Annotated in this window: 26 protein-coding genes; 10 read left to right on the top strand and 16 right to left on the bottom strand. The window is 59.0% G+C overall.

Annotated elements, in window-relative coordinates; translation table 11 throughout:
- Positions 1-83 precede the first annotated feature (83 nt).
- A complete protein-coding gene (locus GS612_RS14110; protein WP_171641179.1) occupies positions 84-1,193 on the top strand; it encodes a pyridoxal phosphate-dependent aminotransferase in 1,110 nt (369 codons plus the stop codon).
- A gap of 130 nt (positions 1,194-1,323) precedes the next feature.
- On the opposite strand, the gene GS612_RS14115 is transcribed toward GS612_RS14110, so the two are convergent.
- The 6 genes from GS612_RS14115 to GS612_RS14140 form a co-directional block, all read right to left on the bottom strand.
- Positions 1,324-2,514, bottom strand: a complete 1,191-nt coding sequence (locus tag GS612_RS14115) for an alanine--glyoxylate aminotransferase family protein (protein ID WP_171641181.1) — start codon at positions 2,512-2,514, stop codon at positions 1,324-1,326.
- A gap of 51 nt (positions 2,515-2,565) precedes the next feature.
- Complete coding sequence (locus GS612_RS14120; protein ID WP_171641183.1) at positions 2,566-3,198, bottom strand: bifunctional 4-hydroxy-2-oxoglutarate aldolase/2-dehydro-3-deoxy-phosphogluconate aldolase; 633 nt, start codon at positions 3,196-3,198, stop codon at positions 2,566-2,568.
- A gap of 3 nt (positions 3,199-3,201) precedes the next feature.
- On the bottom strand, positions 3,202-5,007 hold the full coding sequence (gene edd / locus GS612_RS14125; protein WP_216603606.1) for a phosphogluconate dehydratase: 1,806 nt from the start codon (positions 5,005-5,007) through the stop codon (positions 3,202-3,204).
- 2 nt (positions 5,008-5,009) lie between these two features.
- Positions 5,010-6,455, bottom strand: coding sequence for a glucose-6-phosphate dehydrogenase (zwf, locus tag GS612_RS14130; RefSeq protein WP_171641185.1), 1,446 nt, complete (start codon positions 6,453-6,455; stop codon positions 5,010-5,012).
- A 149-nt stretch (positions 6,456-6,604) separates the two neighbouring features.
- Positions 6,605-8,848 (bottom strand): phosphoenolpyruvate--protein phosphotransferase, encoded by a 2,244-nt coding sequence (gene ptsP / locus GS612_RS14135; RefSeq protein WP_171641186.1) that lies wholly within the window; start codon positions 8,846-8,848, stop codon positions 6,605-6,607.
- Positions 8,849-8,894: 46 nt separating this feature from the next.
- Positions 8,895-10,133 (bottom strand): aspartate kinase, encoded by a 1,239-nt coding sequence (locus GS612_RS14140; RefSeq protein WP_171641188.1) that lies wholly within the window; start codon positions 10,131-10,133, stop codon positions 8,895-8,897.
- A 165-nt stretch (positions 10,134-10,298) separates the two neighbouring features.
- On the opposite strand from GS612_RS14140, the gene GS612_RS14145 reads away from it, so the two are divergent.
- Positions 10,299-10,655, top strand: coding sequence for a hypothetical protein (locus tag GS612_RS14145; RefSeq protein WP_171229619.1), 357 nt, complete (start codon positions 10,299-10,301; stop codon positions 10,653-10,655).
- Here the strand turns inward: GS612_RS14145 and GS612_RS14150 are convergent.
- From GS612_RS14150 to GS612_RS14170, 5 genes are all read right to left on the bottom strand, one after another.
- Positions 10,649-11,287: an SDR family NAD(P)-dependent oxidoreductase gene (locus GS612_RS14150; RefSeq protein WP_171641190.1), complete on the bottom strand. Its 639-nt coding sequence runs from the start codon at positions 11,285-11,287 to the stop codon at positions 10,649-10,651. The two genes, GS612_RS14145 and GS612_RS14150, sit on opposite strands and share 7 nt — an antisense overlap.
- A gap of 2 nt (positions 11,288-11,289) precedes the next feature.
- The gene (locus GS612_RS14155; RefSeq protein ID WP_171641191.1) at positions 11,290-11,745 is read right to left on the bottom strand and encodes a DUF1178 family protein; all 456 of its coding nucleotides are present in this window, start codon (positions 11,743-11,745) and stop codon (positions 11,290-11,292) included.
- 72 nt (positions 11,746-11,817) lie between these two features.
- On the bottom strand, positions 11,818-12,279 hold the full coding sequence (locus GS612_RS14160; RefSeq protein WP_171641194.1) for an NUDIX hydrolase: 462 nt from the start codon (positions 12,277-12,279) through the stop codon (positions 11,818-11,820).
- A 132-nt stretch (positions 12,280-12,411) separates the two neighbouring features.
- Complete coding sequence (locus GS612_RS14165) at positions 12,412-13,155, bottom strand: EcsC family protein (RefSeq protein WP_171170805.1); 744 nt, start codon at positions 13,153-13,155, stop codon at positions 12,412-12,414.
- A gap of 52 nt (positions 13,156-13,207) precedes the next feature.
- Complete coding sequence (locus GS612_RS14170) at positions 13,208-13,702, bottom strand: GNAT family N-acetyltransferase (RefSeq protein ID WP_152457277.1); 495 nt, start codon at positions 13,700-13,702, stop codon at positions 13,208-13,210.
- A gap of 71 nt (positions 13,703-13,773) precedes the next feature.
- Between GS612_RS14170 and GS612_RS14175 the strand changes: the two genes are divergently transcribed.
- Together GS612_RS14175 and GS612_RS14180 are read left to right on the top strand one after the other, a co-directional pair.
- The gene (locus GS612_RS14175) at positions 13,774-14,379 is read left to right on the top strand and encodes a flavin reductase family protein (RefSeq protein WP_171641196.1); all 606 of its coding nucleotides are present in this window, start codon (positions 13,774-13,776) and stop codon (positions 14,377-14,379) included.
- Entirely contained in the window at positions 14,379-15,017 is a 639-nt protein-coding gene (locus tag GS612_RS14180) for a CatB-related O-acetyltransferase (protein WP_171641198.1), read from the top strand. The genes GS612_RS14175 and GS612_RS14180 overlap by 1 nt, the downstream gene beginning before the upstream one ends.
- 31 nt (positions 15,018-15,048) lie before the next feature.
- On the opposite strand, the gene GS612_RS14185 is transcribed toward GS612_RS14180, so the two are convergent.
- Entirely contained in the window at positions 15,049-16,683 is a 1,635-nt protein-coding gene (locus GS612_RS14185; protein WP_171641200.1) for a SulP family inorganic anion transporter, read from the bottom strand.
- A 166-nt stretch (positions 16,684-16,849) separates the two neighbouring features.
- On the opposite strand from GS612_RS14185, the gene GS612_RS14190 reads away from it, so the two are divergent.
- Together GS612_RS14190 and GS612_RS14195 are read left to right on the top strand one after the other, a co-directional pair.
- On the top strand, positions 16,850-17,410 hold the full coding sequence (locus GS612_RS14190; protein ID WP_171641202.1) for a hypothetical protein: 561 nt from the start codon (positions 16,850-16,852) through the stop codon (positions 17,408-17,410).
- Between the two features lie 66 nt (positions 17,411-17,476).
- Positions 17,477-18,349 (top strand): S-methyl-5'-thioadenosine phosphorylase, encoded by an 873-nt coding sequence (locus GS612_RS14195; RefSeq protein ID WP_171232569.1) that lies wholly within the window; start codon positions 17,477-17,479, stop codon positions 18,347-18,349.
- Positions 18,350-18,386: 37 nt separating this feature from the next.
- Here the strand turns inward: GS612_RS14195 and GS612_RS14200 are convergent, their stop codons facing one another.
- Positions 18,387-19,052 (bottom strand): hypothetical protein, encoded by a 666-nt coding sequence (locus GS612_RS14200; RefSeq protein WP_171641204.1) that lies wholly within the window; start codon positions 19,050-19,052, stop codon positions 18,387-18,389.
- 356 nt (positions 19,053-19,408) lie between these two features.
- Here GS612_RS14200 and GS612_RS14205 point away from each other — a divergent pair, with 356 nt between their 5' ends.
- A complete protein-coding gene (locus GS612_RS14205) occupies positions 19,409-20,038 on the top strand; it encodes a LysE family translocator (RefSeq protein ID WP_171641206.1) in 630 nt (209 codons plus the stop codon).
- 7 nt (positions 20,039-20,045) lie between these two features.
- Here the strand turns inward: GS612_RS14205 and GS612_RS14210 are convergent, their stop codons facing one another.
- Entirely contained in the window at positions 20,046-20,219 is a 174-nt protein-coding gene (locus GS612_RS14210; protein WP_171117543.1) for a hypothetical protein, read from the bottom strand.
- A gap of 105 nt (positions 20,220-20,324) precedes the next feature.
- On the opposite strand from GS612_RS14210, the gene GS612_RS14215 reads away from it, so the two are divergent.
- The 3 genes from GS612_RS14215 (at position 20,325) to GS612_RS14225 (ending at position 21,848) form a co-directional block, all read left to right on the top strand.
- Positions 20,325-20,561 carry a hypothetical protein gene (locus GS612_RS14215; protein WP_171641208.1) on the top strand — a complete coding sequence of 79 codons (237 nt, stop codon included), beginning with the start codon at positions 20,325-20,327 and terminating at the stop codon, positions 20,559-20,561.
- Positions 20,562-20,655: 94 nt separating this feature from the next.
- Positions 20,656-21,195, top strand: a complete 540-nt coding sequence (locus GS612_RS14220) for an adenine phosphoribosyltransferase (RefSeq protein WP_171641210.1) — start codon at positions 20,656-20,658, stop codon at positions 21,193-21,195.
- Positions 21,196-21,365: 170 nt separating this feature from the next.
- A complete protein-coding gene (locus tag GS612_RS14225) occupies positions 21,366-21,848 on the top strand; it encodes a fasciclin domain-containing protein (RefSeq protein ID WP_171641212.1) in 483 nt (160 codons plus the stop codon).
- Positions 21,849-21,884: 36 nt separating this feature from the next.
- Here the strand turns inward: GS612_RS14225 and GS612_RS14230 are convergent, their stop codons facing one another.
- Positions 21,885-23,300 carry an FAD-binding oxidoreductase gene (locus GS612_RS14230; RefSeq protein ID WP_171641214.1) on the bottom strand — a complete coding sequence of 472 codons (1,416 nt, stop codon included), beginning with the start codon at positions 23,298-23,300 and terminating at the stop codon, positions 21,885-21,887.
- A gap of 38 nt (positions 23,301-23,338) precedes the next feature.
- Entirely contained in the window at positions 23,339-24,157 is an 819-nt protein-coding gene (locus GS612_RS14235) for an MBL fold metallo-hydrolase (RefSeq protein WP_171641216.1), read from the bottom strand.
- Positions 24,158-24,231 lie beyond the last annotated feature (74 nt).

The following is a 24,231-nucleotide window of genomic DNA, read 5'->3' on the forward strand; positions in this document are numbered from 1 at the left end:
CTCCTTTGTTCTTACTTCTTTTCCAGCACGCCCAACGCCTGTGCGCGCTTGCTCATCGATCGGGCTTGGGGTTATCTGCGGACATGACCGGACCTCGATACACCCCGCTTGCCCAATCCCTGCCCTCCACCGTGCCCTTTGTCGGCCCGGAAACGCAAGAGCGCCAGCGCGGCGCGTCCTTTGTGGCCCGACTGGGCGCCAATGAGAGCATTTTCGGACCCTCGCCCAGCGCGACCCAGGCCATGGCGCATGCCGCGTCAGAGATCTGGATGTACGGCGACCCCGAAAACCATGACCTGCGCCATGCTTTGGCCGACCATCACGGCGTATCGCCGGAAAATATCGTCGTGGGCGAAGGTATTGACGGGCTGCTGGGCTATCTGGTTCGGCTGATCGTCGGGCCCGGGGATGCGGTTGTCACCTCGGACGGGGCCTATCCGACCTTCAACTATCATGTGGCCGGGTTCGGCGGCATTCTTCACAAAGTGCCGTATTCAGGTGATCACGAGGACCCCTCGGCGCTTTTTGCCAAGGCAGCTGAGGTTGGTGCCAAGCTGGTCTATCTGGCCAATCCGGACAATCCGATGGGCAGCTGGCATTCCGGCGCGGACATCGTGGCTGCCATGGATGCCTTGCCTGATGGGTGCCTTCTGGTTCTGGATGAGGCCTATGTGGAATGTGCGCCCGAAGGGACGGCGGCACCTGTCAGTATAGATGATCCGCGCGTAATCCGGATGCGGACCTTCTCGAAGGTCTATGGCATGGCGGGTGCGCGGGTTGGCTATGCCATGGGCACGCCAGATCTGATCGCGGCCTTCAACAAGGTGCGCAACCATTTCGGCATGAACCGCGCCGCACAGGCCGGTGCTTTGGCGGCTTTGCAGGATGGCGCGTGGCTGAAGCATGTTCAGGCGCAGATCGCAGAGGCGCGCGCGCGGATCGGTACGATTGCCCGGGAAAACGGATTGGCGGCCCTGCCTTCGGCCACCAATTTCGTGGCGATTGACTGCGGGCGCGACGGGGATTTTGCCAAGGCCGTGCTGGACGCCCTGGTGGCGCAGGGGATTTTTGTCCGAATGCCGTTCGCGGCACCGCAGAACAGGTGCATTCGGGTAAGCTGTGGCCCGGCGTCTGATCTGGATGCGTTCGCCGCGGCTTTGCCCAAGGCGCTCGCGGTCGCGCGGGTGCGCTGATTGATCCCTTTGCGCCCGGTCGGACAGCAAAGGGGGGCTGTCTGCCCCCCATCGCGCAAGGGCGCGATTCCCCCCGAGGATATTTTTGGCCAGATGAAGAGGCGGATCCTGCGGACACGCCCGTAGGGTGTCAGGCCGCCAGCACGGCGGCGGCGGCTTCAAGGGCCCCCTTGCCACGCGATATGTCAAGTGAAGCCATGCCCGTTTCCACACCGCCCAGAATCGCCATGACCATCTGCCCGTTGATATGCCCCATGTGGCCGAGACGGAAACAGCTGTCATAATCCTCCATCCCAAGGCCGATGCCCAATGTCAGGCCCAACCGGGTTTCAGTGAACGTACGCAGGGCCGTGCCGCGACCTTCGGTCAATCGCAGGGCCGTGACGGCGTGACTGCGAAAGGCACGGTCGGCGACGTTCAGGTACAACATGCCGCCTTCGGCCCAGGTCTCACAGGCCGCCCAGATGGCATTGGCCAGGCGCTCATGGCGGGCCCAGACCTGCTCGATCCCCTCTGCATGGATCAGATCAAGCGCGGCGCGCAGGCCATAGAGGTGGTGCGTGGGCGCGGTGCCGTTGAAATACTGATAGAACAGATCTGGATTAGCGCGCGGCTGCCAATCCCAATATTGCGAAACGCGCGGCATGGTGGCCCGTTTGGATTGTGCTTTCTCGTTGAAGAAAACAAAGCCGATGCCCGCCGGGGTCATCAGGCCTTTTTGGCAAGCGGCAACTGTGACATCGACGCCCCAGCCATCCATCTCGAACCTGTCACAGCCCAGCGAGGCAATGCAGTCTGCCATCAGCAGCGCCGGGTGGTGCAGGTCGTCCAGAAGCCTGCGCAGCGCCGGAATATCGTTTCGGATCGAACTGGATGTATCCACGTGGACCGCCAGAACCGCCTTGACCTGGTGGTTTCGATCCGCACGCAACGCATCTGCGATCCGGTCGAAATCCCAGGCTGACGAGGTGCCGAAATCGATCAATTGGACCTTTGCCCCGATCCCTTCGGCCATTTCTGCCCAGCCATGGGTGAACCTGCCCGAGGCAGGGGCCAGAACGGTTTCGCCGGGGGCGATCACGTTGGACAGTGCCGCCTCCCAGGTGCCGTGGCCATTGGCGATATAGATGGCAACGTTGTGCTTTGTGCCGGCAACCCGGCACAGATCGCGCGTCAGGCCGGGCATCATATCAATAAGTTCGCCATCATAGATGTTGGGCGACGGACGATGCATGGCTTGCAAAACCGCATCCGGCATGACCGAAGGGCCCGGAATGGCCAAATATGTCCGCCCCTGGGAAAGGGCAACTGTCTGTGTCATGGGGTCAACCTGTATGAATTGACGCCCACATTACCGAGAGGCCGCGCGGCGTCAATCCGCCAGCTTCGACGCCTCGCGCGCAAGTGTCTCGATCCCGGCCCAATCGCCGTTGTCGACCAGTTGCTTTGGTGCGACCCAGCTTCCGCCAGCGCAGATCACGTTGGGCAATGACAGGTAGTCGCGGGCGTTGGAGGGGGACACGCCCCCCGTCGGACAGAAGCTGATCTGGGGCAGCGGCGCGCCGATTGCCTTGAGCGAGGGCGCGCCGCCCGACGCCTCGGCCGGGAAGAATTTCAGCATGTCATAACCCTTTTCCAGCAAAGCCATAGCCTCGCTTGCCGTCGCGGCACCGGGCAGCAGCGGCAGGTCTTCGGCCTCGCAGGCCGCGATCAGGGCATCCGTGGCACCGGGGGAAACGCCGAAAAGCGCACCCGCTTGTTTGGCAGCGCGGACATCTTCGGGCGTGACCAGTGTGCCTGCACCGACCACGCCGCCGGGCACCTCGGACATGACCTTGATCGCATCCAGTGCCGCCGGGGTGCGCAAGGTCACCTCAAGCGCGGGCAAGCCGCCGGCGATCAGCGCCTCGGCCAGCGGGCGGGCCTGTGCGGCGTCATCGACAACCAGCACCGGAACAATGGGCGCCAGGGCGCAGATTTCGCGGGTGCGTTGAGTTTTGGACATCTATTACGCTCCAAATATGCTGGCGCCAGTGTCGGCGGACCCGACATTCTGCCGGAACGCAGCGAAGAGATCGCGCCCAACACCGTGTTGATTGGCAGAAAGGTCGGCGGTGGCGGGGGACCGGTCCAATACCCCTTTGGTCAGGATTTCCAGGTCGCCGTTGACCGCGTCGACACGCAGGATATCACCGTCTTGCAGGTAGGCGATGGGCCCGCCGTCCAGCGCCTCGGGGCAGACATGGATGGAGGCGGGTACTTTGCCGGATGCACCCGACATGCGACCATCTGTGACCAGCGCCACCTTTTGCCCCCTGCCTTGCAGGATCGACAGTATCGGGGTCAGAGAATGCAGTTCAGGCATCCCATTGGCCTTTGGCCCCTGAAAGCGGACCACGACGATGACGTCATCTGTGAACTCTCCGGCCTTGAAGGCGGCTTTTACCTCATCCTGATCGTGGAACACCCGCACGGGTGCTTCGACGACCTGATGTTCTGGCGCGACGGCTGATACTTTCATGACCCCGGTGCCCAGATTACCGGTCAGGCGCGACAGGCCCCCGGTGGGCTGGAACGGGTCATTGGCCGGGCGCAGGATCTTTTCGTTCAGGCTGTGTCCCGAACCATCCTGCCAGATCAACTCACCATCGATCAGTTTGGGTTCCTTGGTATAGTTGTGCAGCCCCTGCCCTGCGACGGTCAGCGTGTCCGGGTGCAGCAAGCCTTGTTCAAGCAATGTACCGATCGTGTACCCAAGTCCGCCGGCCGCGTGGTAATGGTTCACATCCGCCAGGCCGTTGGGATAAACCCGCGCAACCAGCGGAACCACAGCGGAAATATCGGAAAAATCCTGCCAGTCCAACACGATACCACCAGCGCGCGCCATGGCGATCAGGTGGATCAGCAGATTGGTTGAACCACCGGTCGCCATCAGACCGACGATGCCATTGACGAAAGCGCGTTCATCGAGAACCTGACAGACCGGTGTATAGCTGTTGCCCAGCGCGCTGAGCGACAGGGCACGGCGCGCGCCTTCCTCGGTCAGGGCGTCACGCAGCGGGGTATTCGGATTGACGAAGCTGGAACCCGGCAGGTGCAGCCCCATGAACTCCATCAGCATCTGGTTGGTATTGGCGGTGCCATAAAAGGTACAGGTGCCGGGGCCGTGATAGGCCGCCATTTCAGCCTTCATCAGCTCTTCGCGGCCCACTTCCCCGGCGGCGAATTTCTGTCGGACCTTGGCTTTTTCGTCGTTCGGCAAGCCGCTGGTCATCGGGCCTGCGGGCAGGAATACGGCCGGCAGATGGCCAAAGGCCTGCGCGCCGATGATCAAGCCGGGCACAATCTTGTCACACACCCCAAGAAAAACAGCCGCGTCATAGGTGTTGTGGCTAAGCGCCACACCGGTTGCCAGCGCGATGACGTCGCGCGAGAACAGCGACAGCTCCATCCCCGCTTCGCCCTGGGTGACACCGTCGCACATGGCTGGCACACCGCCTGCCACCTGTGCCGTTCCGCCGGCGGCGCGGATCGCGTCGCGGATCAGGGCGGGATAACGTTCAAACGGCTGATGGGCCGAAAGCATGTCATTGTAAGCGGTGACGATGCCCAGATTGCCGGCGGTGCCGGTGGCCATCGATTGCTGATCTTCGCCTGCGCCCGCATAGGCATGGGCCTGACCGCTACAGGACAGATGCGCACGGGCAGGACCCTTGGATCTGGCCTGCTCCATCCGTTCAAGATGTGGGCCGCGCAGGTCGGCGCTGCGGTCGATGATCCGTTTGGTGACATCGGAAATGACTGAGTGAACCATGATTACCCTCCGATCTGACGCCAGCGGCGCCCATCGCGATGCATCAGCATCAATGCTTCTTCGGGGCCTGAACTGCCCTGATCGTATCGGGATGGGCGGTCTCCGCGCTGCTCCCAGCCCTGAATGATGGGGTCGACCCAGGCCCAGGCGGCCTCGGCCTCGTCCCCGCGCATGAACAATGTCTGATCGCCACGGATGACATCCATGATCAGCCGCTCATAAGCATCGGGGGCTTGCGCTTCGGCCCCAAGCGCATCGGCAAAACTCATGTCCAACGCGACATCCGACAGCCGGAAGCCCCCTGGCCCCGGATCCTTGATCGTGGTGCGCAGGGTGATGCCTTCGTCAGGCTGCAACCGGATCACCAGAACGTTTCCGTGCAGAGGGCCGACATTGGGGAAAATCGTGTGCGGCGGATCGCGGAAGAACACCGCAATTTCGGATTCCCGCGCGCGCAGACGCTTGCCAGTGCGCAGATAGAACGGCACACCTGCCCAACGCCAGTTGCCGATATGAACCTTGAGGGCGATGAAGCTTTCGGTGCGGCTGGCAGGGTTGCCGACATGATCGACATAACCGCCCTCGCCCTTTTCGGCCCGGTACTGACCGCGCGCGATGTCAGACTGGGCCACGGGCTCCAGCGCTTCGATCACCTTGACCTTTTCATCGCGCACCGCGTTCGGCGAGAATTTCGACGGCGGTTCCATTGCGGTCAGGCACAGCAACTGCACCAGATGGTTCTGGACCATGTCCCGCATTGCGCCGGACTGATCGTAATAGGCCCCGCGCCCTTCGACGCTTACGGTCTCGGCCACCGTGATCTGCACGTGGTCGATATGGGTCGAATTCCAGAGGGGTTCGAACAGCGAGTTGGCAAAGCGCAGCGCCATCAGATTCTGCACGGTCTCTTTGCCCAGGTAATGGTCGATCCGATAAATCTGATGTTCTTCGAAACAGGCGCGCAAGCCTTCGTTCAGCGCCTTCGCCGAGGCAAGATCGTGCCCAAATGGTTTTTCGACGACAATGCGGCTGTCCGGTGTCGCAAGACCGGCGTCATGCAGCCGCTGCGCGATACCCGAAAAAAGGCTTGGACCAACGGACAAATAAAAGGCCCGCACGACGTCTTCGCGCATCCGTTCTTTCAAATCGGACCACCCGGCCTCGCCCAGAGCATCCACGGGCACATATTCGACATGGGCAAGGAACCGATCCATTGTTTCCCGGGAAAAACCGGGCGCGAACTGTTCCATCGATTTTCGGACCTGATCGCGAAACCCGTCATTGTCGATATCAGAGCGTGCCGTACCGATGATCCGCGCGCCGTCGGGCATTTGCCCGACCTCGAAGCGATGGTACAGGCCCGGCAGGATTTTACGCTGCGCCAGATCGCCGGTCGCACCGAAAAGCACCAGATCAAATGGCTCTACCGGAATTACGCGTGAAACCATCACAGGCTCCTTCTGAATTTGCCGATATCAGCTTAGCACGGCGTGATACCCCGCAAAACCTGACATGTTATCGCTAACATTGCATGTCTATTAGAAAACCGCCCATGAAAAATCAAGCACAGTTTGAAGAAACCGTGCCGTTTAGCGCATCAGGTCTGATGGCGCAGCCAGCCCATGACCGCAGGACGCACCGATTGCTCTCCGCGGTGGCGCGCGTCAGCGATGATCTTGCGAACCTCCGTCAGATTGGACCGCAACAGCAGGCTTTTGACCGGGCCGATCGAGGCAGGCCTCATCGACAGCGTCCGTATCCCCATCGCCGCAAGGCACAAGGCCTCGACCGGGCGGCCTGCATCTTCACCACAGAAGCTGAGCGGCGTGTCCGAGATATCGCAGCGTTCGACGATGCGTTCCATCAGGCTCAGGAAGCTGACATTCAGCGTGTCATAGCGGCGCCGGACCAGTTCGTTCTCACGGTCAGCGGCAAAGAAGAACTGCTTGAGATCGTTCCCGCCTATCGAAATGAAGTCCACTTCGTCAAAGAACTTCTGCGGCGCAAAGGCCAGCGACGGCGTTTCCAGCATCGCGCCAACTTCAAGCATCTCGGGCAGCACATGACCCAATCGCTTTTCCCGCTCGATCGTTTTGTTCACTTCCCAACGGGCTTCGCGATATTCCTCGGCCTGCGCGACAAAAGGGAACATGATGGTCAGCGGTCGACCATTGGCGGCGCGCAGCAGGGCCTGCAACTGCATCCGCATCACGCCGCGCTTGTCCAGACCGACCCGAATGGCGCGCCAGCCCAGCGCCGGGTTTGGTTCCGCCACGTGCTTCATATAGGGCAGAACCTTGTCCGACCCGATATCGAGTGTGCGGAATACCACCCTTTTGCCACCAGCCGCGTCCAGAACGCGCTGATACTGGCTGACCAGTTCTGACCGTTTCGGCATCTGGTTGCGGATCAGGAATTGCAGTTCAGTGCGGAACAGGCCAACGCCCTCGGCGCCCGAGGTGCCAAGCGATGGCAGGTCGGCCATCAGACCTGCATTCATCACAAGGTTGATACGCGATCCGTCCCGCGTCACGCAGGGTGTTTCGCGGATCGACGCATAACGTTCCTGCGCCTTTGCCTGCATCGCGATCTTGTCGCGGAAGGCACTGACCACGCTGTCTTCCGGGCGCAGATGCACAACGCCCTGATCACCATCCACCAGAATGTGATCTCCGTTCAGGGCCTCGGTGGTGATCCGGCCTACATGCACGACCAAAGGAATCGCAAGCGCCCGCGCAACAATCGTGGCATGACTGCCGACAGAGCCTTCTTCGAGCACGATCCCCTTCAGCGCCCGTCCGTATTCCAGCAAGTCGCCGGGGCCGATATTACGCGCGATCAGGATCGGATCGGGTGGCAAATCAGCACTGTCCGTCTTGCCTTGCCCGGTCAGGATGCGCAGCAGGCGATTGCTGAGATCGTCCAGATCCGCAAGACGTTCACGCAAGTAAGGATCGGTGACCTGCCCCATGCGCGCGCGGGCCTGGGATTGTTCTTTCTCCACCGCAGCTTCGGCGCTGAGACCCAGGGCTATGTCTTCCTCCATCCGCCGCATCCAGCCTTTGGAATTGGCGAACATACGGTAAGCCTCCAGAACCTTCAGCTGTTCCTTGTCGCCGCCCTGCGAAATTTCGAGCATCTTGTCGACGCCGACGCGCAATTCCTCCACCGCCTCGACCAGACGTTCGCGCTCTTTGTGCGGGTCTTCGGCAATGGGGTTGGTAACCACCACGCGGGGTTCGTGCAGCCAGACATGCCCTTCGGCAGACCCTTCCTGCGCCGGGCCGCCGCGCAGCAGAACCGATTGCTGGTGCAGGGGTGACAGGGCCGCGCCTTCGCCGACAAAAGCGCCAAGCTCGGCCATTTCGGCCAGCACCATGGCCACTACTTCCAGCGCATAGACCTCATCGGCGGAAAACTCGCGCGCCTCGCGGGACTGGACGACCAGAACGCCCAGCTTTTCCCCAAGGCGTTGAACCGGCACACCAAGGAACGAGGAAAATCGTTCCTCGCCGGTTTCCGGCATGTAACGAAAGCCCTTGGCCGACGGCGCGTCGGCGGTGTTGACGACCTTGCCGAACTTGGCGACCCGCCCCACAAGACCTTCGCCCATGCGCATCCGGGTTTTATGGACCGCTTCCGGAGACAGCCCCTCGGTCGCGCAAAGTTCCAGCGTATCTTCATCGCGAAACAGGTAGATGGAACACACCTCGGCCCTGATACTGTCAGCGATCAGGTGCGTGATCCGGTCAAGACGTTCCTGACCGGCGGCTTCGCTCGCCATTTCTTCGCGCAACCGCCGCAGCAGCTTGCGGGATTCTGTTTCCGTGCCGTCTGACATGGCCCAACCGATTTAGTGTGTCAGGCGATACCTTTGGCCGATAAGCTCAGGCCGCCTTGTCCAGTTCAAAGGCATCATGCAGTGCCTGAACAGCAAGTTCCATGTATTTCCTGTCGATAAGAACGGAAATTTTGATCTCGGAGGTTGTAATGACCTTGATGTTGATCCCCTCATCCGAGAGCACCTTGAACATCTTGGCCGCCACGCCCGATTGCGAGCGCATCCCGATACCCACAACCGAAACCTTGCAGACATCAGTGTCTGCAACCAGTTCGGCATAGTTCAGCTCGCCCTTTTCCTTGATCGCCAGCAGCGCTTTTTCGGCGCGGGCCACCTGATCGGTGGGACAGGAAAAGGTCATGTCCGTACGCCCCTCGTCCGAGATGTTCTGGACGATCATGTCGACATTCACCCCCTCTTCGCTGAGCGCCGAGAAGATGGTCGTGGCGATACCCGGTCGGTCGGCCACGGAAACAACGGTCATCTTGGCTTCGTCGCGGGAATAGGCCACACCGGCCACAACATTGGATTCCATAATATCCTCCTCGTCGCAGACCAGCGTGCCGGCCTCATCGGATTGTTCTTCAAAGCTTGAGAGAACGCGCAGTTTGACTTTGTACCGCATCGCAAGTTCGACCGAACGGGTTTGCAGAACCTTGGCACCAAGCGACGCCAGTTCCAGCATTTCTTCGAACGAGATGCGGTCCAGCTTGCGGGCCTTTTCGCAGATGCGCGGATCGGTGGTATAGACGCCATCAACGTCCGTATAGATGTCGCAGCGTTCGGCGTCGAAGGCTGCCGCAAAGGCAACCGCCGTGGTATCTGACCCACCCCGGCCCAATGTCGTGATCCGGCCTTCCGGGCTGATGCCCTGGAACCCGGCAACCACGGCCACACGCATACCTTCGCTGAATTTTTGGTTCAGGTTCTCGGTCGGAATTTCTTCGATCCGCGCCTGACTGTGCGCGCTGTTGGTCAGCAGCGGTACCTGCCAGCCCTGCCAGCTGCGCGCGGGGATGTCCATTTCCTGCAAGGTCAGGGCCATCAGGCCAGCGGTCACGTTCTCGCCCGAGGACACGACGGCATCGTATTCCCTGGCGTCGAACAGAGGCGACGTTTCATTCACCCAGCCCACAAGCTCGTTGGTCTTGCCCGACATGGCCGAGACGATGACGATCACGTCATAGCCCTTGGCAACTTCAACGCCGATACGTTTGGCGGCGCGGCGGATGCGGTCCAGATTGGCGACCGATGTGCCGCCGAATTTCATTACGAGTACGGGCATGGGGGCAAAAGTCTCCGCGCCTTGGATTAGAAGTTCCGTGCCTCATAAGCGAGGGGCACCGCAAGGGCAAGGGCGCAAAGCGGTCGCCCCTGCGGCGCAGGGCCGCTTTACATTGCACTGGCGCGATGTCAGCCTAAGGACACCAACCAGATCAAGAGGTTCTTCATGTTTCGCCTAGCCCTCGCCTTTGCCCTACTGTCATCGCCTGCACTGGCCCAGGTCGCGAGTGTCGCCGGGACGGACGGCAAGAACGCGCTGGGCACAATTCCCTGCGCTGCAAATGCCGGTGATCCCGTACAAAGCTGCCACGCCGAACTGCGCCGCCATGATGACGGAAACATAACGGTCGCAGTGGCCCTAGGAGGCGGACATGTGCGCAATATCTATTTCAAGGATGGCGTGCCGGACTCCAGCAACTCGACCTCGAAAATCTCACATGAAACGCGAGGCGATATGATGGTGGTCTACATTGAACCTGGTGAGGTCTTCGAAATCCCCAAAGCCGCATTGACCTCTCAGTAGGCGTGCGGTTGCCCGTCATAGGTTTCAAAACAGCCCGTTGTGCCTAGCGACAAGGCGTCAAATCGTTCAATCAGGCCGGATACGGCCTGATCCACATCGATATCCGCCGCTGCACCGCCCATATCTGTCTGAACCCAGCCCGGATGATAGATGCCGACGGCAATCCCGTCATCTTTGAGATCCATCGCCAGATTCCGCCCAAGGTTCAGAGCCGCCGCCTTGGATGCGCGGTAGATATAACTGCCACCCGGCGCAAGTGTGTGCGACGCCATTTTCGACGAAAGGATCGCAACTTTGCCGCCCGCGGCGCGCAGGTTGGGCAACAGGGTCTGTATGGTCAGAAAGACCCCCGTGACATTTACCGCAAAGCTGTGCGCCCACATGTCGGCCGGGTAGCCATCGATCGAATGCCCCTTGTCCAGATACACGCCGGCATTGCAGACCAGCAGATCGACAGGCTGGTCTTTCATCTGTTCTGCCATGGCGGATTGCTGCACGGGATCGGACACATCCAGACGCACCTGCATGCTGCCGTCACGCGCCGTCCCAGTGACCTTGTCCCCCCGGTTCACGTAACGCTTTGCCAGGGCTTGCCCGATGCCGCGATTGGCGCCGGTGATCATGATGTGCATGATCAATTGGTCTTTCTGCTGGGGACAAACGGCAGCGGCGCCACCGGCACGCCATCTTCGATCAGGGATTTCGCCTCATCCAGCTTGGCTTCTCCGTAGATGGCACGCTCCGGCGCCTCGCCCAGATGGATCTTGCGCGCCTCGCTGGCGAAATCTTTCCCGACATAATCCGAGTTTTGTTCGACATGGCGGCGCATCTCGGCCAAAACCTTCTCGATTTCGGGCGATGGGGTGGCAACGTCGATCTTTTGTTCCGGGGCGGAACGGATTTCACTCTCCTTCCGGGCATTCCGCGCCGGGCGGACGCGTGGCGTCATGACCGCTTTCTCGACCTGCGTGCACCCGCAAACCGCGCAGGTGACCATACCCACAGAGGCCAGCTTGTCATAGGCTGCAGCGGATTGGAACCAACTGTCGAAACTGTGGCCTTCGCTGCATTTCAACGCGTATTGAATCATGTTCAGTCCAAAAAAACGATTGGCGAATAGATACCGATCAAGGTGACAATATCAAGCCTATCAGATGCTACTTTAATGAGAGTACGGCTTAAAGTCGCGCAACAATTCAGCAAGCTCATGAGAATCGACCTTTTGCGCCGCTTTTTTCGGCGAAAACCATTTGCGCCGACGCTCGGCCATTTCGGGGTATTCCTGCGACACAGTGCTTACATGCACTGGAAAAACATCCACCAGACACAAGGATGGGGGCCGGTTCGAATGATGTTTGTGGTGCAGGAACTGCCCCAGTCGCGCCCCGTTGATCCGGCCAGATACACCCGCCTCTTCCCAAGCCTCTTGCAATGCGGTTTCCTGCGGGCTCAGACCGGGGATGAGCCATCCTTTGGGAATGATCCATCGCCGCGACTTGCGTGTCGTGATCAACAGAATCTTGGGACGGCCGCGCTTGATCCGGAAACACAAAGCCGAAGATTGCCGCAAAACGGGCTGCCTTGCAGCTTTTGGAAGGTCATGAAGCAACAATCCTGCTTTCATCGAGCGACGCTCCCTTTCGGTCGAACGTCAGCCATCCAAATTGGTACGCTCACCTAATCTAGCGGCCGGCACCTGCAATCATACCACATGATGTGTCACACGCCAAGTCACTCACGTCGCCCAAGATATCGCCTACATTCGGGCAGAAAGCCGCCGCGCCAGATCCTCATGGGGGATGTCAGCGTCAATTGCCAGCCGGCGCAAACCGAAATGCACGCGCGCTATTTGCTGATAGTAGCGCGTGTAGACATAGTTCGTGCCACCGCCGGCCAATGCCCCCAGCACAGGAACGGACTGGGCTGCAAGCTTTTGCCCCAGTACTATCGAAAAACGCGGCGCAACGGCGGCAATCAGGCGTTGCATGGCCGGTCCGGTCAGGGTCAGCCGGACCGAGAAAAAACCCAGGTCCGCCCCATCGTCATGCGACAATGGTCCCGCTGCCGACAAGACGCGGACGCAATCGAACTTTACGTTTTCGGCAGAGGGATCAAACCCCTCGCGCGCCGCAGCCCCCTGAATGGCACGTAGCAGCATCGCGGTTGTCGCGGGCAGCTCCATCAGGGCTGTCGAAACACCGCCCAGCCCCCCGGCCGCACCCATGGCAGTCGTCACTGCGGTATTGACCCAGGGCTGCTGATCAGGAACCGCGCGCCGCGAACCCTCGGCCGCATGCATCGCCAGCCATAACGCCTGCTCGGTTGCGCCTGTCAGGCCATTCCGAACGGGTTCTGGCAATTGCTCCAGCAATGACTCGGCTGATCCTCCAAGTTTGTTGAGAAGTTTCACGCCAGCCCCTCCGGCGGATCGGTAGTGATCCGCCAAACGATCCAGTTCGGCCTCGGTATCCACGTTTTCAACAAGAACAACGTTCTGCATTCACGCCCTCCTGCCTTTCAACATCGGCGTTGCGCAGCATGGTTTCAATAGGTCAGCGGCTCCAACGTGTCACCGCGCCCTGAACCCCGGACCAGGCACCGGGCACCAGTTCCAGCCCCAAAACCCGGTCAGGGTTGGTGGGCGGAGGCATCTCGACCGCGTGCAATCGCGTGAAACCGAACCGGCTGTAATAGGGTTCATCCCCGACCAGCATGACCCTTTGCCAACCGCGGGTGTGCCCCGCTTCGACTCCTGCATGTATCAGATATCCGCCAAGGCCTTCACCCTGATGGGTGGGGTGCACGGCAACCGGCCCCAACAGCAGAGCATCGTGATCACCGACATGAACCGGCCAGAACCGGATCGCACCGGCCAGAATCCCCTGACCGTCGCGCGCGACCAAAGACAAGCCCGCAACCGGCGGCACATCATCACGCAAGCGGTAGGACGACAAAGCCTCGCGACCCGGCGCAAAACACAGGTCATACAGGGCTTCGACCTCCCACCAGTCGTCCGGCTCTTCCGGCCTGATCCCGAATTGCTGCACCCTGCCCTCATTTACTTGCTGGCAATCGCCCTAGCACTTCGCTACGCCTTGGGCAAACGCTTGGAGATCAGATGTTCTACCGCCCCGAAGACGGCCACGGATTACCGCACAACCCGTTCAACGCCATCATCACGCCGCGTCCGATTGGCTGGATTTCGACTCGGGACGCGGATGGGATCAACAATCTGGCGCCTTATTCCTTCTTCAACGGCGTCGCCTATACGCCACCGCAGGTCATGTTTGCCTCGACCGGCACCAAACAGGATCAGAACGCCGGCAAGGACAGCATCGCCAATATCGAGGCCACGGGCGTGTTTTGCGTAAATGTCGTGGCCCATGCGCATCGGGACGCAATGAATGCAAGTTCGGCCGGGTTGCCGAAAGAAGTTGATGAGTTTTCGCATGCCGGGCTTTCACCCATAGAATGCGAAACCATACCCTGCGCACGGATCGAAGGGGTCCCAGCTGCGTTGGAATGCAAGCTGACCCAGATCGTCTCGCTGCCCGGTGAAGCCAATCGGGTGGTGTTTGGCGAGGTGACGGGTGTGCACCTGCACGACGATCACATTCGGGGCGGCAAGTTTGACGTGACCTCGTTCCAACCTTTGGCGCGGCTCGGGTATCGCGATTACTCTGTCGTTTCCGAGTTGTTCAGCCTTTCGAGACCGGATGACTGATGCCTCTGCCTGACGCTGCGCGCCGATATCCTGTCACTCTGCCAGATGGTACGGAACACAAAGGAACAGCCTTTCTGTCACAGGTGATCGACCACCCCAGAATTCAGGTGGGCGATTACACCTATGCGTCGGATTTTGACGCGCCCGAGGATTGGGCCAATCGTTTGGCGCCTTACCTGTTCGAGTTCTCGCGTGAAAAGCTGGTTTTGGGAAAGTTTTGCCAAATTGCCCATGGCGTCCGCTTTGTGACAGCTTCGGCAAATCACGCAACGGATGGGATAACTTGTTTTCCCTTTCCGGTTTTCGATCCGGAACGGATGCTGGAATATCAGCCAGACGCCCGGGACACCCTAGTCGGCAACGATGTCTGGATCGGCTATGGCGCGCTGATCATGCCAGGAGCCAGTATCGGTGACGGAGCGATAATTGGTGCGGGTTCAGTTGTTCGCGGGACAATCCCGCCTTATTCGGTTGTCACCGGCAATCCTGCCGAGGTAAGGCGGTATCGTTTTGACGCCGGCAAGATCGAGCGGTTGCTTGCTTTGAAGTGGTGGGATTGGCCAGCCGAATTGATCATCGAAGCCGAAAGCGTCCTGTTGAGGGGAGATATCGAAAACCTGGAGCGTCTGGCCCTTTGAAAAAGGCGGCTTGTTCAGCCGCCTTTCAAAGTCAGTGCCCGCCCAGAATGCCGGTGCGGACAGAGTAGTCCACCGCCAGTTCGTAATCCGGATCATCATCGCTGTCGACCATGAGGTGTCCCGCTTTTTTCAGCAGTTTGTGACAGTCGCGGCTCAGGTGACGCAGCATGACCTGTTTGCCTGCCGCCTCGTATTTTGCGGCGATGTTTTCGATGGCTTGCAGGGCGGACTGATCCACCACGCGGCTTTCGGCGAAGTCGATGATAACGGTTTCGGGGTCGTTCGGGACGTCGAACAGTTCGATAAAGCCGTCAGAAGACCCAAAGAACAGCGGCCCCTGAATTTCATAGACTTTCGCGCCTTTCTCGGTCTCGGAGTCACGCGTGACCGCGTGAATGCGCTTGGCATTGTTCCAGGCATAGGCCAGCGCCGAGACGATGACGCCGACCACAACGGCAACGGCCAAATCCTCCATCACAGTTACGACGGTGACCAGAACGATGACGAAGGCATCGGTCATTGGCACTTTGCGCAGAATTTTGAACGAGTTCCACGCAAAGGTGCCGATCACAACCATGAACATAACGCCAACCAGCGCGGCCAGCGGGATTTGTTCGATCAGGGGTGATGCGAACAGGATGAAGATCAGCAGGAAAAGCGCTGCTGCAATTCCGGCAATACGAGTACGCCCGCCGGATTTCACGTTGATCATCGACTGCCCGATCATCGCGCAACCGCCCATGCCGCCGAAAAATCCGGTCACGATATTCGACGCGCCCTGCGCGATGCATTCCTGAGACGCCCCACCACGCTTGCCTGTGATCTCACCCACGAGGTTCAAGGTCAGCAGGGATTCGATCAGGCCGATGGCGGCCAGAATGACTGCATATGGCAGGATGATCTCAAAGGTTTCCCAGTTCAGAGGTACCATTGGAATATGGAACGAAGGCAGGCCGCCTTCAATCGATGCCAGATCGCCGACGCGCGGCACATCGAGGCCAAAACCGATCACGATTGCCGCGACAACCAGAATACCAGCCAGCGGCGCAGGAATGATGCGTGTAATCCGGGGCATGATCCAGATCACTGCCATTGTCAGCCCGACAAGTCCCAGCATGGTGTAAAGCTGCATCCCGGACAGCCATTCGCCGCCGCCCATGCCATGACCGGTGTTTTCCATGGTTCCGGGCACTTTGAACTGTCCCATCTGGGCAAGAAAGATCACGATGGCCAGACCGTTCACAAAGCCCAGCATGACAGGATGCGGCACCAAACGGATGAAGCGCCCCCAATGCATCGCCCCGGCGATGACCTGAAGGATTCCCATAAGAACAACGGTCGCGAACAGGTATTCAACCCCATGTTCGGCCACCAGTGCCACCATGACAACCGCAAGTGCGCCGGTCGCACCCGAGATCATGCCCGGTCGTCCACCGATCAGTGCCGTGATCAAACCGACCAAAAACGCCGCATAAAGACCGACCAGCGGGTGCACGCCCGCCACAAAGGCAAAGGCCACCGCCTCGGGCACCAGTGCAAGAGCAACCGTCAGGCCGGACAGCAGCTCGATCCGCAGGCGTGAGAAGGTCAGCCCTTCATCTGGAACCCAGCGCAGATCGGGAATGGCGAGGCGATTGGCAAAGCTTGCCAGCAAGGCTCGGGGCATCAGACAGTCCTATAGGATTATATGTTCGCGCGAAGGCGTCGTTGTAGCTGGCGCGCCGGCTTTGAGCTACTGCATAAAACGGGATGCAGCCATGCGTGTGACGCATACGTGGCGCTCGCGGCAAGTTGATTTGCAGAACCAAGATGAAGCCACAACATGTGAGGCCATGCGTTGGATCCTCTTCTTACTGTTCCCGGCCCTTCCCGTCCTTGCACAGGATTTGGATGGCAATGACACGGCCGGCAACTGGCGGGTAACGCATCACGAGATTTTCGGCATCTGGAATTCGATTTGTGACGAGCGCGAAGAAGACGGTGCCCTGCGGCAGCGGTGCTACATCCGACGGGCAGAGGTGTTTTCCTTTCGGCCAAAATTTGCGGCACAGTTCGTTTTCATTACGCCCGAACCTGAAGGTTTCAAAGTTGAATTCGGGATCGAGCCGGGCACTTTCTTCAACCCATCCGGATTTCGCATCGACAACGGCGAAGAAGCCATATGGCGCACGCGGCGCCCCGGATGCCTGACCGGGCTTGGCTGTACCTTCGAAGACCAACGCGCCAAGGCGCTTTTGGATGCCATGCTAACCGGCGATGCGTTCCACTTCGTGTTCCGAGACCGGCACGGACAATCACAGGATCTGACCTGGTCTCTGGGCATGTTTGGCGCGGCCTGGGATGATTTCACCGTGCAATCGCAGCAGCGCAACCTGTTGACGATACGGGAATAGGCCTCTTGTCAAATCCGGGCTGAACCCGCACAAATTCAACATCAGTTATTCAGGCGGAGCAGGACAGTGACCCAAACCAGGATAGCCGTCATCGGCGGATCGGGCATCTATGACATCGATGGGCTGGAAAACCCGGAATGGGTAGAGGTTGAGACCCCTTGGGGAACGCCGTCAGACCAGATCCTGACCGGGTCGCTGGGCGGTGTCGATATGGCCTTTCTACCACGTCATGGGCGCGGTCATGTGCATTCGCCCACCGATGTACCTTATCGCGCCAATATCGATGCGCTGAAACGGTTGGGCGTGACGGACGTGATCTCAGTTTCTGCATGCGGGTCGTTCCGCGAACATATGGCACCGGGTGACTTCGTGATCGTCGATCAGTTCATCGATCGCACTTTTGCACGGGACAAGAGCTTTTTCGGAACCGGCTGCGTTGCCCATGTCAGTGTTGCTCATCCCACCTGCCCACGCCTGTCGGACGCATGCGAGACGGCAGGTAAGGCCGCCGGCATCACCATCCACCGGGGCGGCACCTATCTGGCGATGGAGGGCCCTCAGTTTTCCAGCCTTGCGGAATCCAGGATGTATCGCGAGCAATGGGGCTGTGACGTGATCGGCATGACCAACATGCCCGAGGCGAAACTCGCCCGCGAGGCCGAGCTGTGTTACGCGTCGATCGCGATGGTCACCGACTATGACAGCTGGCACCCGGACCATGGCGAGGTGGACGTGACCACGATCATCGCCACCCTGACCGGCAATGCCGAAAAAGGCCGCGCACTTGTCAAGGGCCTGCCATCCCTTCTGGGGGCCGAACGAGCACCCTGCCCGCATGGCTGCGACCGGGCGCTGGAATACGCGATCCTGACCGCACCGGAAAACCGCGATCCAGCGCTTTTGGCCAAGTTGGATGCGGTGGCCGGGCGTATTCTATAAGACCGACTCGAGAAAATCGGCTAGGGCCTCAATGACCTCAATGGATGCGAACGATGCCCCAGTCGCCCTTTGAGCGAGCTAGCCAACCAACATTTAGCACGGATTGAAGCGAGACAGGTTTTGGACATGCATCTTCGCAGCCATCAAATACCACCGAAGTCTGAGACATTTGAACCATTACCTGTTTTTCGTCGGAAACCGGATCGAAGAAGATGGTTTCTACAAGAAAAACAGAGTAGTTGGGGTTCGCAGCGGTTTCCTCAACAAGAGACCTGCACGTGCTTCTGAATGACATACCCTCGCGGGCACTCCAGAACCTTTTTTGGAATTCCCACTTGGCACTCTCATCCGAGAATTTCATGGAATTTACGATTTTCTCACCGACGTAGTCGGTTACGGCATCCATGGCACCGTTCCAGCCAATTGCCACAAGGCTAAGGCTGGTGAAGGAGACATCTTCCGGGCCAGATTCGTTCCCCCCAACAAACAAATTACATATCTTTGTGGGTCTAAATCTTCCGGTTGAATGATCCAAAGCATAAGCCGCACCAAGCACAGGCGCATGTAGTGAACCCTTCGGAACAATGAGCTTCTGGTATTGTAAATCCAGTTCATTCGCATTCAATACTAGCGTTTTACCAGCGCCCATAATTGCCAGCGCTCCAGCAACAATGACAGCATTGCGTAAACTGATAACAGACATCCCAAGCCCTCCGAACTAGTTCTGAGGTTTGGGGCAGCATAACGACCCGCCGCAGTTGAAGTAACCGTCTGGGCAGGCAGAAGCGGCAGTCGGCATCAGCAACACGCTCAACATAAAAATAGAAACGGCAAGTTTCATGACGAACCTCCTTCTAAAATGAATTTAAAAAAACGGGGTTATTATAGCACAAATTGAATATTTTGTCCCCAAACCCCCCAGAACACGAACAAGCAATTGACTAAATTTGTGATTCACGGGAGATGAGAACTGGCTTACGGGACATTCACGCGGCACAAGCAGGTTGACCCCCGGTGCTGATTCTCTCAATCTCGGGCGATCTGATCAGGAATTTGACGATGCAACTCGATCTCTGGCTGGCCTTTGTTGCTGCATCCACCGCCCTGCTGCTGATCCCGGGCCCGACGGTGTTGCTCGTTCTCAGCTATGCCCTGTCTAAGGGGCGCAGTGTCGCCGTCGCGTCCGCCACGGGTGTTGCGGTGGGCGATCTTGTGGCCATGACCGCATCTTTGCTGGGGCTTGGCGCGCTTGTTCTTGCATCGGCAACCTTGTTTTCCGTGCTGAAATGGGTCGGCGCAGCCTATCTGGTCTGGCTTGGGGTCAAACTGTTGCGCAGCGCACCGGCCGGTGGATTGAGCACGGTCGACACCGGGCGGGATGTCACCGCGAGCAGAGTATTCAGCCACGCAGCCGCCGTTACTGCCCTGAACCCGAAATCCATCGCCTTCTTCGTTGCCTTTGTGCCGCAGTTCATACGCCCTGCTGAACCACTTGGACCTCAGTTCGTCATCCTGATTGCCACATTCGTCGGGCTGGCCTGGTTGAATGCGTTGGCCTACGCGCTTTTGGCGGACAGGTTGCGGCGGCTTATCGGTCGCGCCAGCGTGATCACTGCGATGACACGATTTGGCGGGTTGACGTTGATCGGAATGGGTATGGCCACGGCGGTCCTACGCCGACCGGCCTGACACCGCATCAGTCTTCGGCGTGCTCTTTCATGAATCCACGGATAAATCTGCGGATTTCGCGCGCAGCCGAAGTGTCCAGTTCCTTGCAAAGCTCGACAAACGAGTCACGTTCATCCCTGTCGAGGCGTAAGACCAACTGACTGTTTTTCTTGGTCGATCCTTTGCCTTCATTCCTGGCCACGTGTATTTTCCCAACGAAGTTATGCTCTATCTGTCGATGCCGTGTAATTCATAGCATAGTTTTTGTCGTTATCGGGCACTTAACGGCAAGGACAGGAAATTGACAATGAACCTTGCCACCTTCGGGCCGTTCTTGAGCCGGTTCCTCGCAATTGAATTCGACCGCGCCTGTGACCCGGACATGTCGAATTGCAAACCAAACAGATTGCTCATTGCACTCCCGGAAATCCGAGCGCGGGGGCTGTTTGGAACAGGTGGCAGCAAGCTAGAAAATGGGTCGGAGACTTATCTTGGCCAGCGCATGGTTGCCTCGGTTTTTGGCCTGCTCAACGCTGCAACCTAAATCCGATGCTGATCCGGCCGTGGAATTGTTCCTTGCATGGCCAACCCTCTTGGGTCAAACACAATACCTGTGTTTGACGCTAAAAGGTTGGTCCATGTCCAGAAACAAATCTGTCAAAGATTACATCCGAACCATCGTCGATTTCCCCCATGAAGGGATCATGTTTCGGGATGTGACAACCCTGTTTGCCGACCCCCGCGGGTTTCGGATGGCGATTGACCAGATGCTGCACCCCTATGCCGGTGAGCGGATCGACAAAGTGGTCGGGCTTGAAGCACGCGGGTTCATTCTGGGCGGTGCGATTGCGCATCAGTTGAGCGTCGGTTTTGTCCCGATCCGCAAGAAGGGCAAACTGCCCGGCACGACAATCAGCCAAGACTACAAGTTGGAATACGGAGAGGCGATCGTCGAGATCCATGACGATGCCATCCTACCCGGTGAAAAAATTCTGGTGGTTGACGATCTGCTGGCCACGGGCGGAACTGCCGCGGCGGGTATTAAGCTGATCGAACGGCTTGGGGGCGAAATCGTCTCTTGCGCCTTCATCATTGACCTGCCCGAACTTGGCGGCAGCAAAGTGTTGGAGGAGATGGGCATGGACGTGCATGTCCTGTGCGAATTCGAAGGACTCTGACCAGGAGTTTTTCACAAAAACGTGACTGGAAACTGAAAACCGGGCGGGCTTAGCGCGGTTTTTGCGCCGATCAAGGCGCAAAACGGATCAATACAAGTGATCTTGTGGTCAGGTTGCCCCGTACCCCGGGTGATGCTGCTTGAAGCATTTCAACCTAGGGAGTTTAGCTCATGTTCCGCAAATTCGCCGCCGCCGGTGTCGCCTCGATCCTGTTCAGCACTGCTGCATTCGCCGATGGTCACGGCAAGGACATTGTCGACACAGCCGTCGCCGCTGGCAGCTTTGAAACACTCGTCGCGGCAGTTCAGGCCGCCGAACTGGTGGACACACTCAAAGGCGAAGGCCCGTTCACCGTATTTGCCCCCACCGATGACGCGTTCGCGGCTTTGCCCGAAGGCACCGTCGAAAACTTGCTGAAGCCCGAAAACAAGGATCAGCTGGTTGCCATTCTGACTTACCATGTCGTGCCGGGCAAAGTGATGTCAGGTGATCTGAGCGATGACATGACGGCTGTAACCGTACAAGGCGGCGATATCACGATCGATCTGGATTCGGGTGTGATGGTGAATGACGCCAACGTGGTTCAGGCCGACATCGAAACCAAGAACGGCGTGATCCATGTGATCGACAAGGTGATCCTGCCTGCCTCGTAAGAAACAACCGGGCACGGTCCGACGCTCGGGCCGTGTTCACCCTTTCAGAACCGCGCCGGGATTCATGATGCCCTGCGGGTCCAATGCCAGTTTGATAGCCCGCATCGCGCCCAGCTTGGCTGGATCGCCATAGCGTTCCAAATCGTTGGTCTTGAGGCGCCCGACCCCATGTTCGGCACTGACCGAACCGTCGAAGGCGTAAACCAGATCATGGACGGCCTGCTTGATCGCGCCTCTTAGATCATCAAATTCCGATCGGTGCTGCCCTTTGGGCGGGAAAACGTTGTAATGCAGATTGCCGTCACCAAGATGGCCAAAGCAATTGATCCGGAAGGGCCCCAGGCCCGCAATCAATTCTCTGCCTTCGCAAATGAAATCGGGGATTCTGGAAATCGGGATCGAGATATCATGGCTCGACACTGACCCGATCAGACGATTGGCTTCGGGAATGCGTTCGCGCACCGCCCACAAATCGGCCCGCTGCGCTTCACTTTGGGCGATTACTCCGTCCTGAACCTGACCAAGCTCTTCAGCGCGAACAAAGAGTTCCTCCAACGCGGCAAATGGTGATTGCCCGTCAGCCAGACCCAGCTCGATCAGAACGCTCCACTCCGGCGGCGAGGCGAACGGTTGACGGACATCCGGCAGAACCTCGGTCAGGAAATCAAGCCCCTGCCGGTGGATCAGCTCAAACGTGCTGACGCCCTCACCCACCTTGTCGCGCGCCAAAGCCAGCAGGTCGATCGCAGCTTCGGGAGAAGCCACTTGAAACACCGCCGTCCCGACACCGGCAGGTCGTGGGAACAGCTTGAGCGATGCGGCAGTGATGATCCCCAGCGTCCCCTCGGCCCCGATCAGCAGGTTGCGCAGGTCATAGCCGGTGTTGTCCTTTCGCAGCCGGCTGAGACCGTGCCAGATCTCACCACTGGGCAGCACCGCCTCAAGCCCCAGGCACAGGTCGCGCGCGTTGCCATACCGCAAAACGTTGACGCCCCCTGCGTTGGTCGACAGGTTGCCCCCGATCCGGCAGGATCCCTGCGCCGCCAACGACAGAGGAAATAAACGGTCTACCGCCTCGGCTGCGGCCTGAACATCTTGAAGAATGGCCCCGGCTTCGGCGACCAGAACGTTCTCGGTTGGAAAAACAGACCGGATGGCGGTCATCCGTTCCAACGAAATCACCAACGGCGCAGGCCCCGCCGACATCACCTGCCCGCCGACCAGGCCAGTGCCGCCACCATATGGAACAATCGGAACCTGTGCCTGCACAGCCAATTTTACCAACTCCGCCACCTCATCGGTGTTGCGCGGCAAGGCTAGCAGGCCGACCCGTCCCGAAAAACGTCCGCGCGGTTCTTCCAAATACCGTTCTTCTACGGGGCGCAGCACACCGTCGCCCAGTTTCGAACGGAGCAGCGCGGCAAAACGGTCATCAGCGGGGTTCAAACTCATACGCCTCCAATGCCCAAGCGATGCGGTTGCCGCAAGCCTTATTCAAGATCAATCAGATAGCGCGGCTCAAGCACCACAACCGTGGGGCGGTCCGGAAGGTTCCGCAACGACAGGGTGATCTCCGAAACCCCGTCGCGCTCAACCGGAAATGTATCCCTGATATCCACCAGGAACCGATCCAGCGAGAACTGCGAGAACCAGTGCATCGGAATGATGACAGAACTCTTCAGCCGTTTCAGAACCGCAATCATATCGGGCAGAGGCATGGTGGTCCCGCCATCAACGGCGGCCATGACAACATCCAACCGCCCGAGCGCGGCAAACTGCTCATCCGACGGGACATGATGCAAATGCCCCAGATGACCTATGCACAACCCCTCAACCTCGAACACAAAAATCGAATTGCCGCGTTCTTCGACCCCACCATAAACAGATCGTATATCGGTCGAGACATTGCGCACCAGCATCTCACCCAGATCCAGATGATGTTCGATACCTTTCCCGAACTCTCCCCACCCCGGAAGAACATGCGGAATGGCCGGGTCGGGATGCGCCGTCCAGTGCGTGCCGTGGGCGTGGTTCATCGTCACCACGTCGGGGATCAGATTTGCACTGCCGATAAAACCGGTAAAATCCGTCACCGCATTCAGCCCGCCGCGGGTCTGGATCATGAATGAGGCATGCGCGATATAGCTGATCCGCACCGAGAATTCCGGTACCGGATCCTGCCAAGCCGCCCTGTGCAGATACTCGAGTCCGGGCGCCGCATCGGCAATGGCGACACAGTGACTTGGCCGACGCTCCTGCGCAGCGGCCCCGCCCGAAATCACCATCAATGCCGCAATCAACCAGCGCATACCCCGAGTGTAGCGCAGAACGACGACAAGTCATGCCCCTTGTTCATCAGGCCCCAAATATCCCGGGGGAGGCG

Origin of the sequence: Ruegeria sp. HKCCD6157 (genome assembly GCF_013110685.1) — a bacterium.
In the GTDB taxonomy this organism is placed as follows: Bacteria; Pseudomonadota; Alphaproteobacteria; order Rhodobacterales; family Rhodobacteraceae; genus Ruegeria.

Coding starts and splice junctions, on each gene's coding strand:
- GS612_RS14110 (WP_171641179.1), top strand. CDS start 84: ATGACCGGACCTCGATACACCCCGCTTGCCCAATCCCTGCCCTCCACC.
- GS612_RS14115 (WP_171641181.1), bottom strand. CDS start 2,514: ATGACACAGACAGTTGCCCTTTCCCAGGGGCGGACATATTTGGCCATT.
- GS612_RS14120 (WP_171641183.1), bottom strand. CDS start 3,198: ATGTCCAAAACTCAACGCACCCGCGAAATCTGCGCCCTGGCGCCCATT.
- edd (WP_216603606.1), bottom strand. CDS start 5,007: ATGGTTCACTCAGTCATTTCCGATGTCACCAAACGGATCATCGACCGC.
- zwf (WP_171641185.1), bottom strand. CDS start 6,455: ATGGTTTCACGCGTAATTCCGGTAGAGCCATTTGATCTGGTGCTTTTC.
- ptsP (WP_171641186.1), bottom strand. CDS start 8,848: ATGTCAGACGGCACGGAAACAGAATCCCGCAAGCTGCTGCGGCGGTTG.
- GS612_RS14140 (WP_171641188.1), bottom strand. CDS start 10,133: ATGCCCGTACTCGTAATGAAATTCGGCGGCACATCGGTCGCCAATCTG.
- GS612_RS14145 (WP_171229619.1), top strand. CDS start 10,299: ATGTTTCGCCTAGCCCTCGCCTTTGCCCTACTGTCATCGCCTGCACTG.
- GS612_RS14150 (WP_171641190.1), bottom strand. CDS start 11,287: ATGCACATCATGATCACCGGCGCCAATCGCGGCATCGGGCAAGCCCTG.
- GS612_RS14155 (WP_171641191.1), bottom strand. CDS start 11,745: ATGATTCAATACGCGTTGAAATGCAGCGAAGGCCACAGTTTCGACAGT.
- GS612_RS14160 (WP_171641194.1), bottom strand. CDS start 12,279: ATGAAAGCAGGATTGTTGCTTCATGACCTTCCAAAAGCTGCAAGGCAG.
- GS612_RS14165 (WP_171170805.1), bottom strand. CDS start 13,155: ATGCAGAACGTTGTTCTTGTTGAAAACGTGGATACCGAGGCCGAACTG.
- GS612_RS14175 (WP_171641196.1), top strand. CDS start 13,774: ATGTTCTACCGCCCCGAAGACGGCCACGGATTACCGCACAACCCGTTC.
- GS612_RS14180 (WP_171641198.1), top strand. CDS start 14,379: ATGCCTCTGCCTGACGCTGCGCGCCGATATCCTGTCACTCTGCCAGAT.
- GS612_RS14185 (WP_171641200.1), bottom strand. CDS start 16,683: ATGCCCCGAGCCTTGCTGGCAAGCTTTGCCAATCGCCTCGCCATTCCC.
- GS612_RS14190 (WP_171641202.1), top strand. CDS start 16,850: ATGCGTTGGATCCTCTTCTTACTGTTCCCGGCCCTTCCCGTCCTTGCA.
- GS612_RS14200 (WP_171641204.1), bottom strand. CDS start 19,052: ATGTCTGTTATCAGTTTACGCAATGCTGTCATTGTTGCTGGAGCGCTG.
- GS612_RS14205 (WP_171641206.1), top strand. CDS start 19,409: ATGCAACTCGATCTCTGGCTGGCCTTTGTTGCTGCATCCACCGCCCTG.
- GS612_RS14215 (WP_171641208.1), top strand. CDS start 20,325: ATGAACCTTGCCACCTTCGGGCCGTTCTTGAGCCGGTTCCTCGCAATT.
- GS612_RS14220 (WP_171641210.1), top strand. CDS start 20,656: ATGTCCAGAAACAAATCTGTCAAAGATTACATCCGAACCATCGTCGAT.
- GS612_RS14225 (WP_171641212.1), top strand. CDS start 21,366: ATGTTCCGCAAATTCGCCGCCGCCGGTGTCGCCTCGATCCTGTTCAGC.
- GS612_RS14230 (WP_171641214.1), bottom strand. CDS start 23,300: ATGAGTTTGAACCCCGCTGATGACCGTTTTGCCGCGCTGCTCCGTTCG.
- GS612_RS14235 (WP_171641216.1), bottom strand. CDS start 24,157: ATGCGCTGGTTGATTGCGGCATTGATGGTGATTTCGGGCGGGGCCGCT.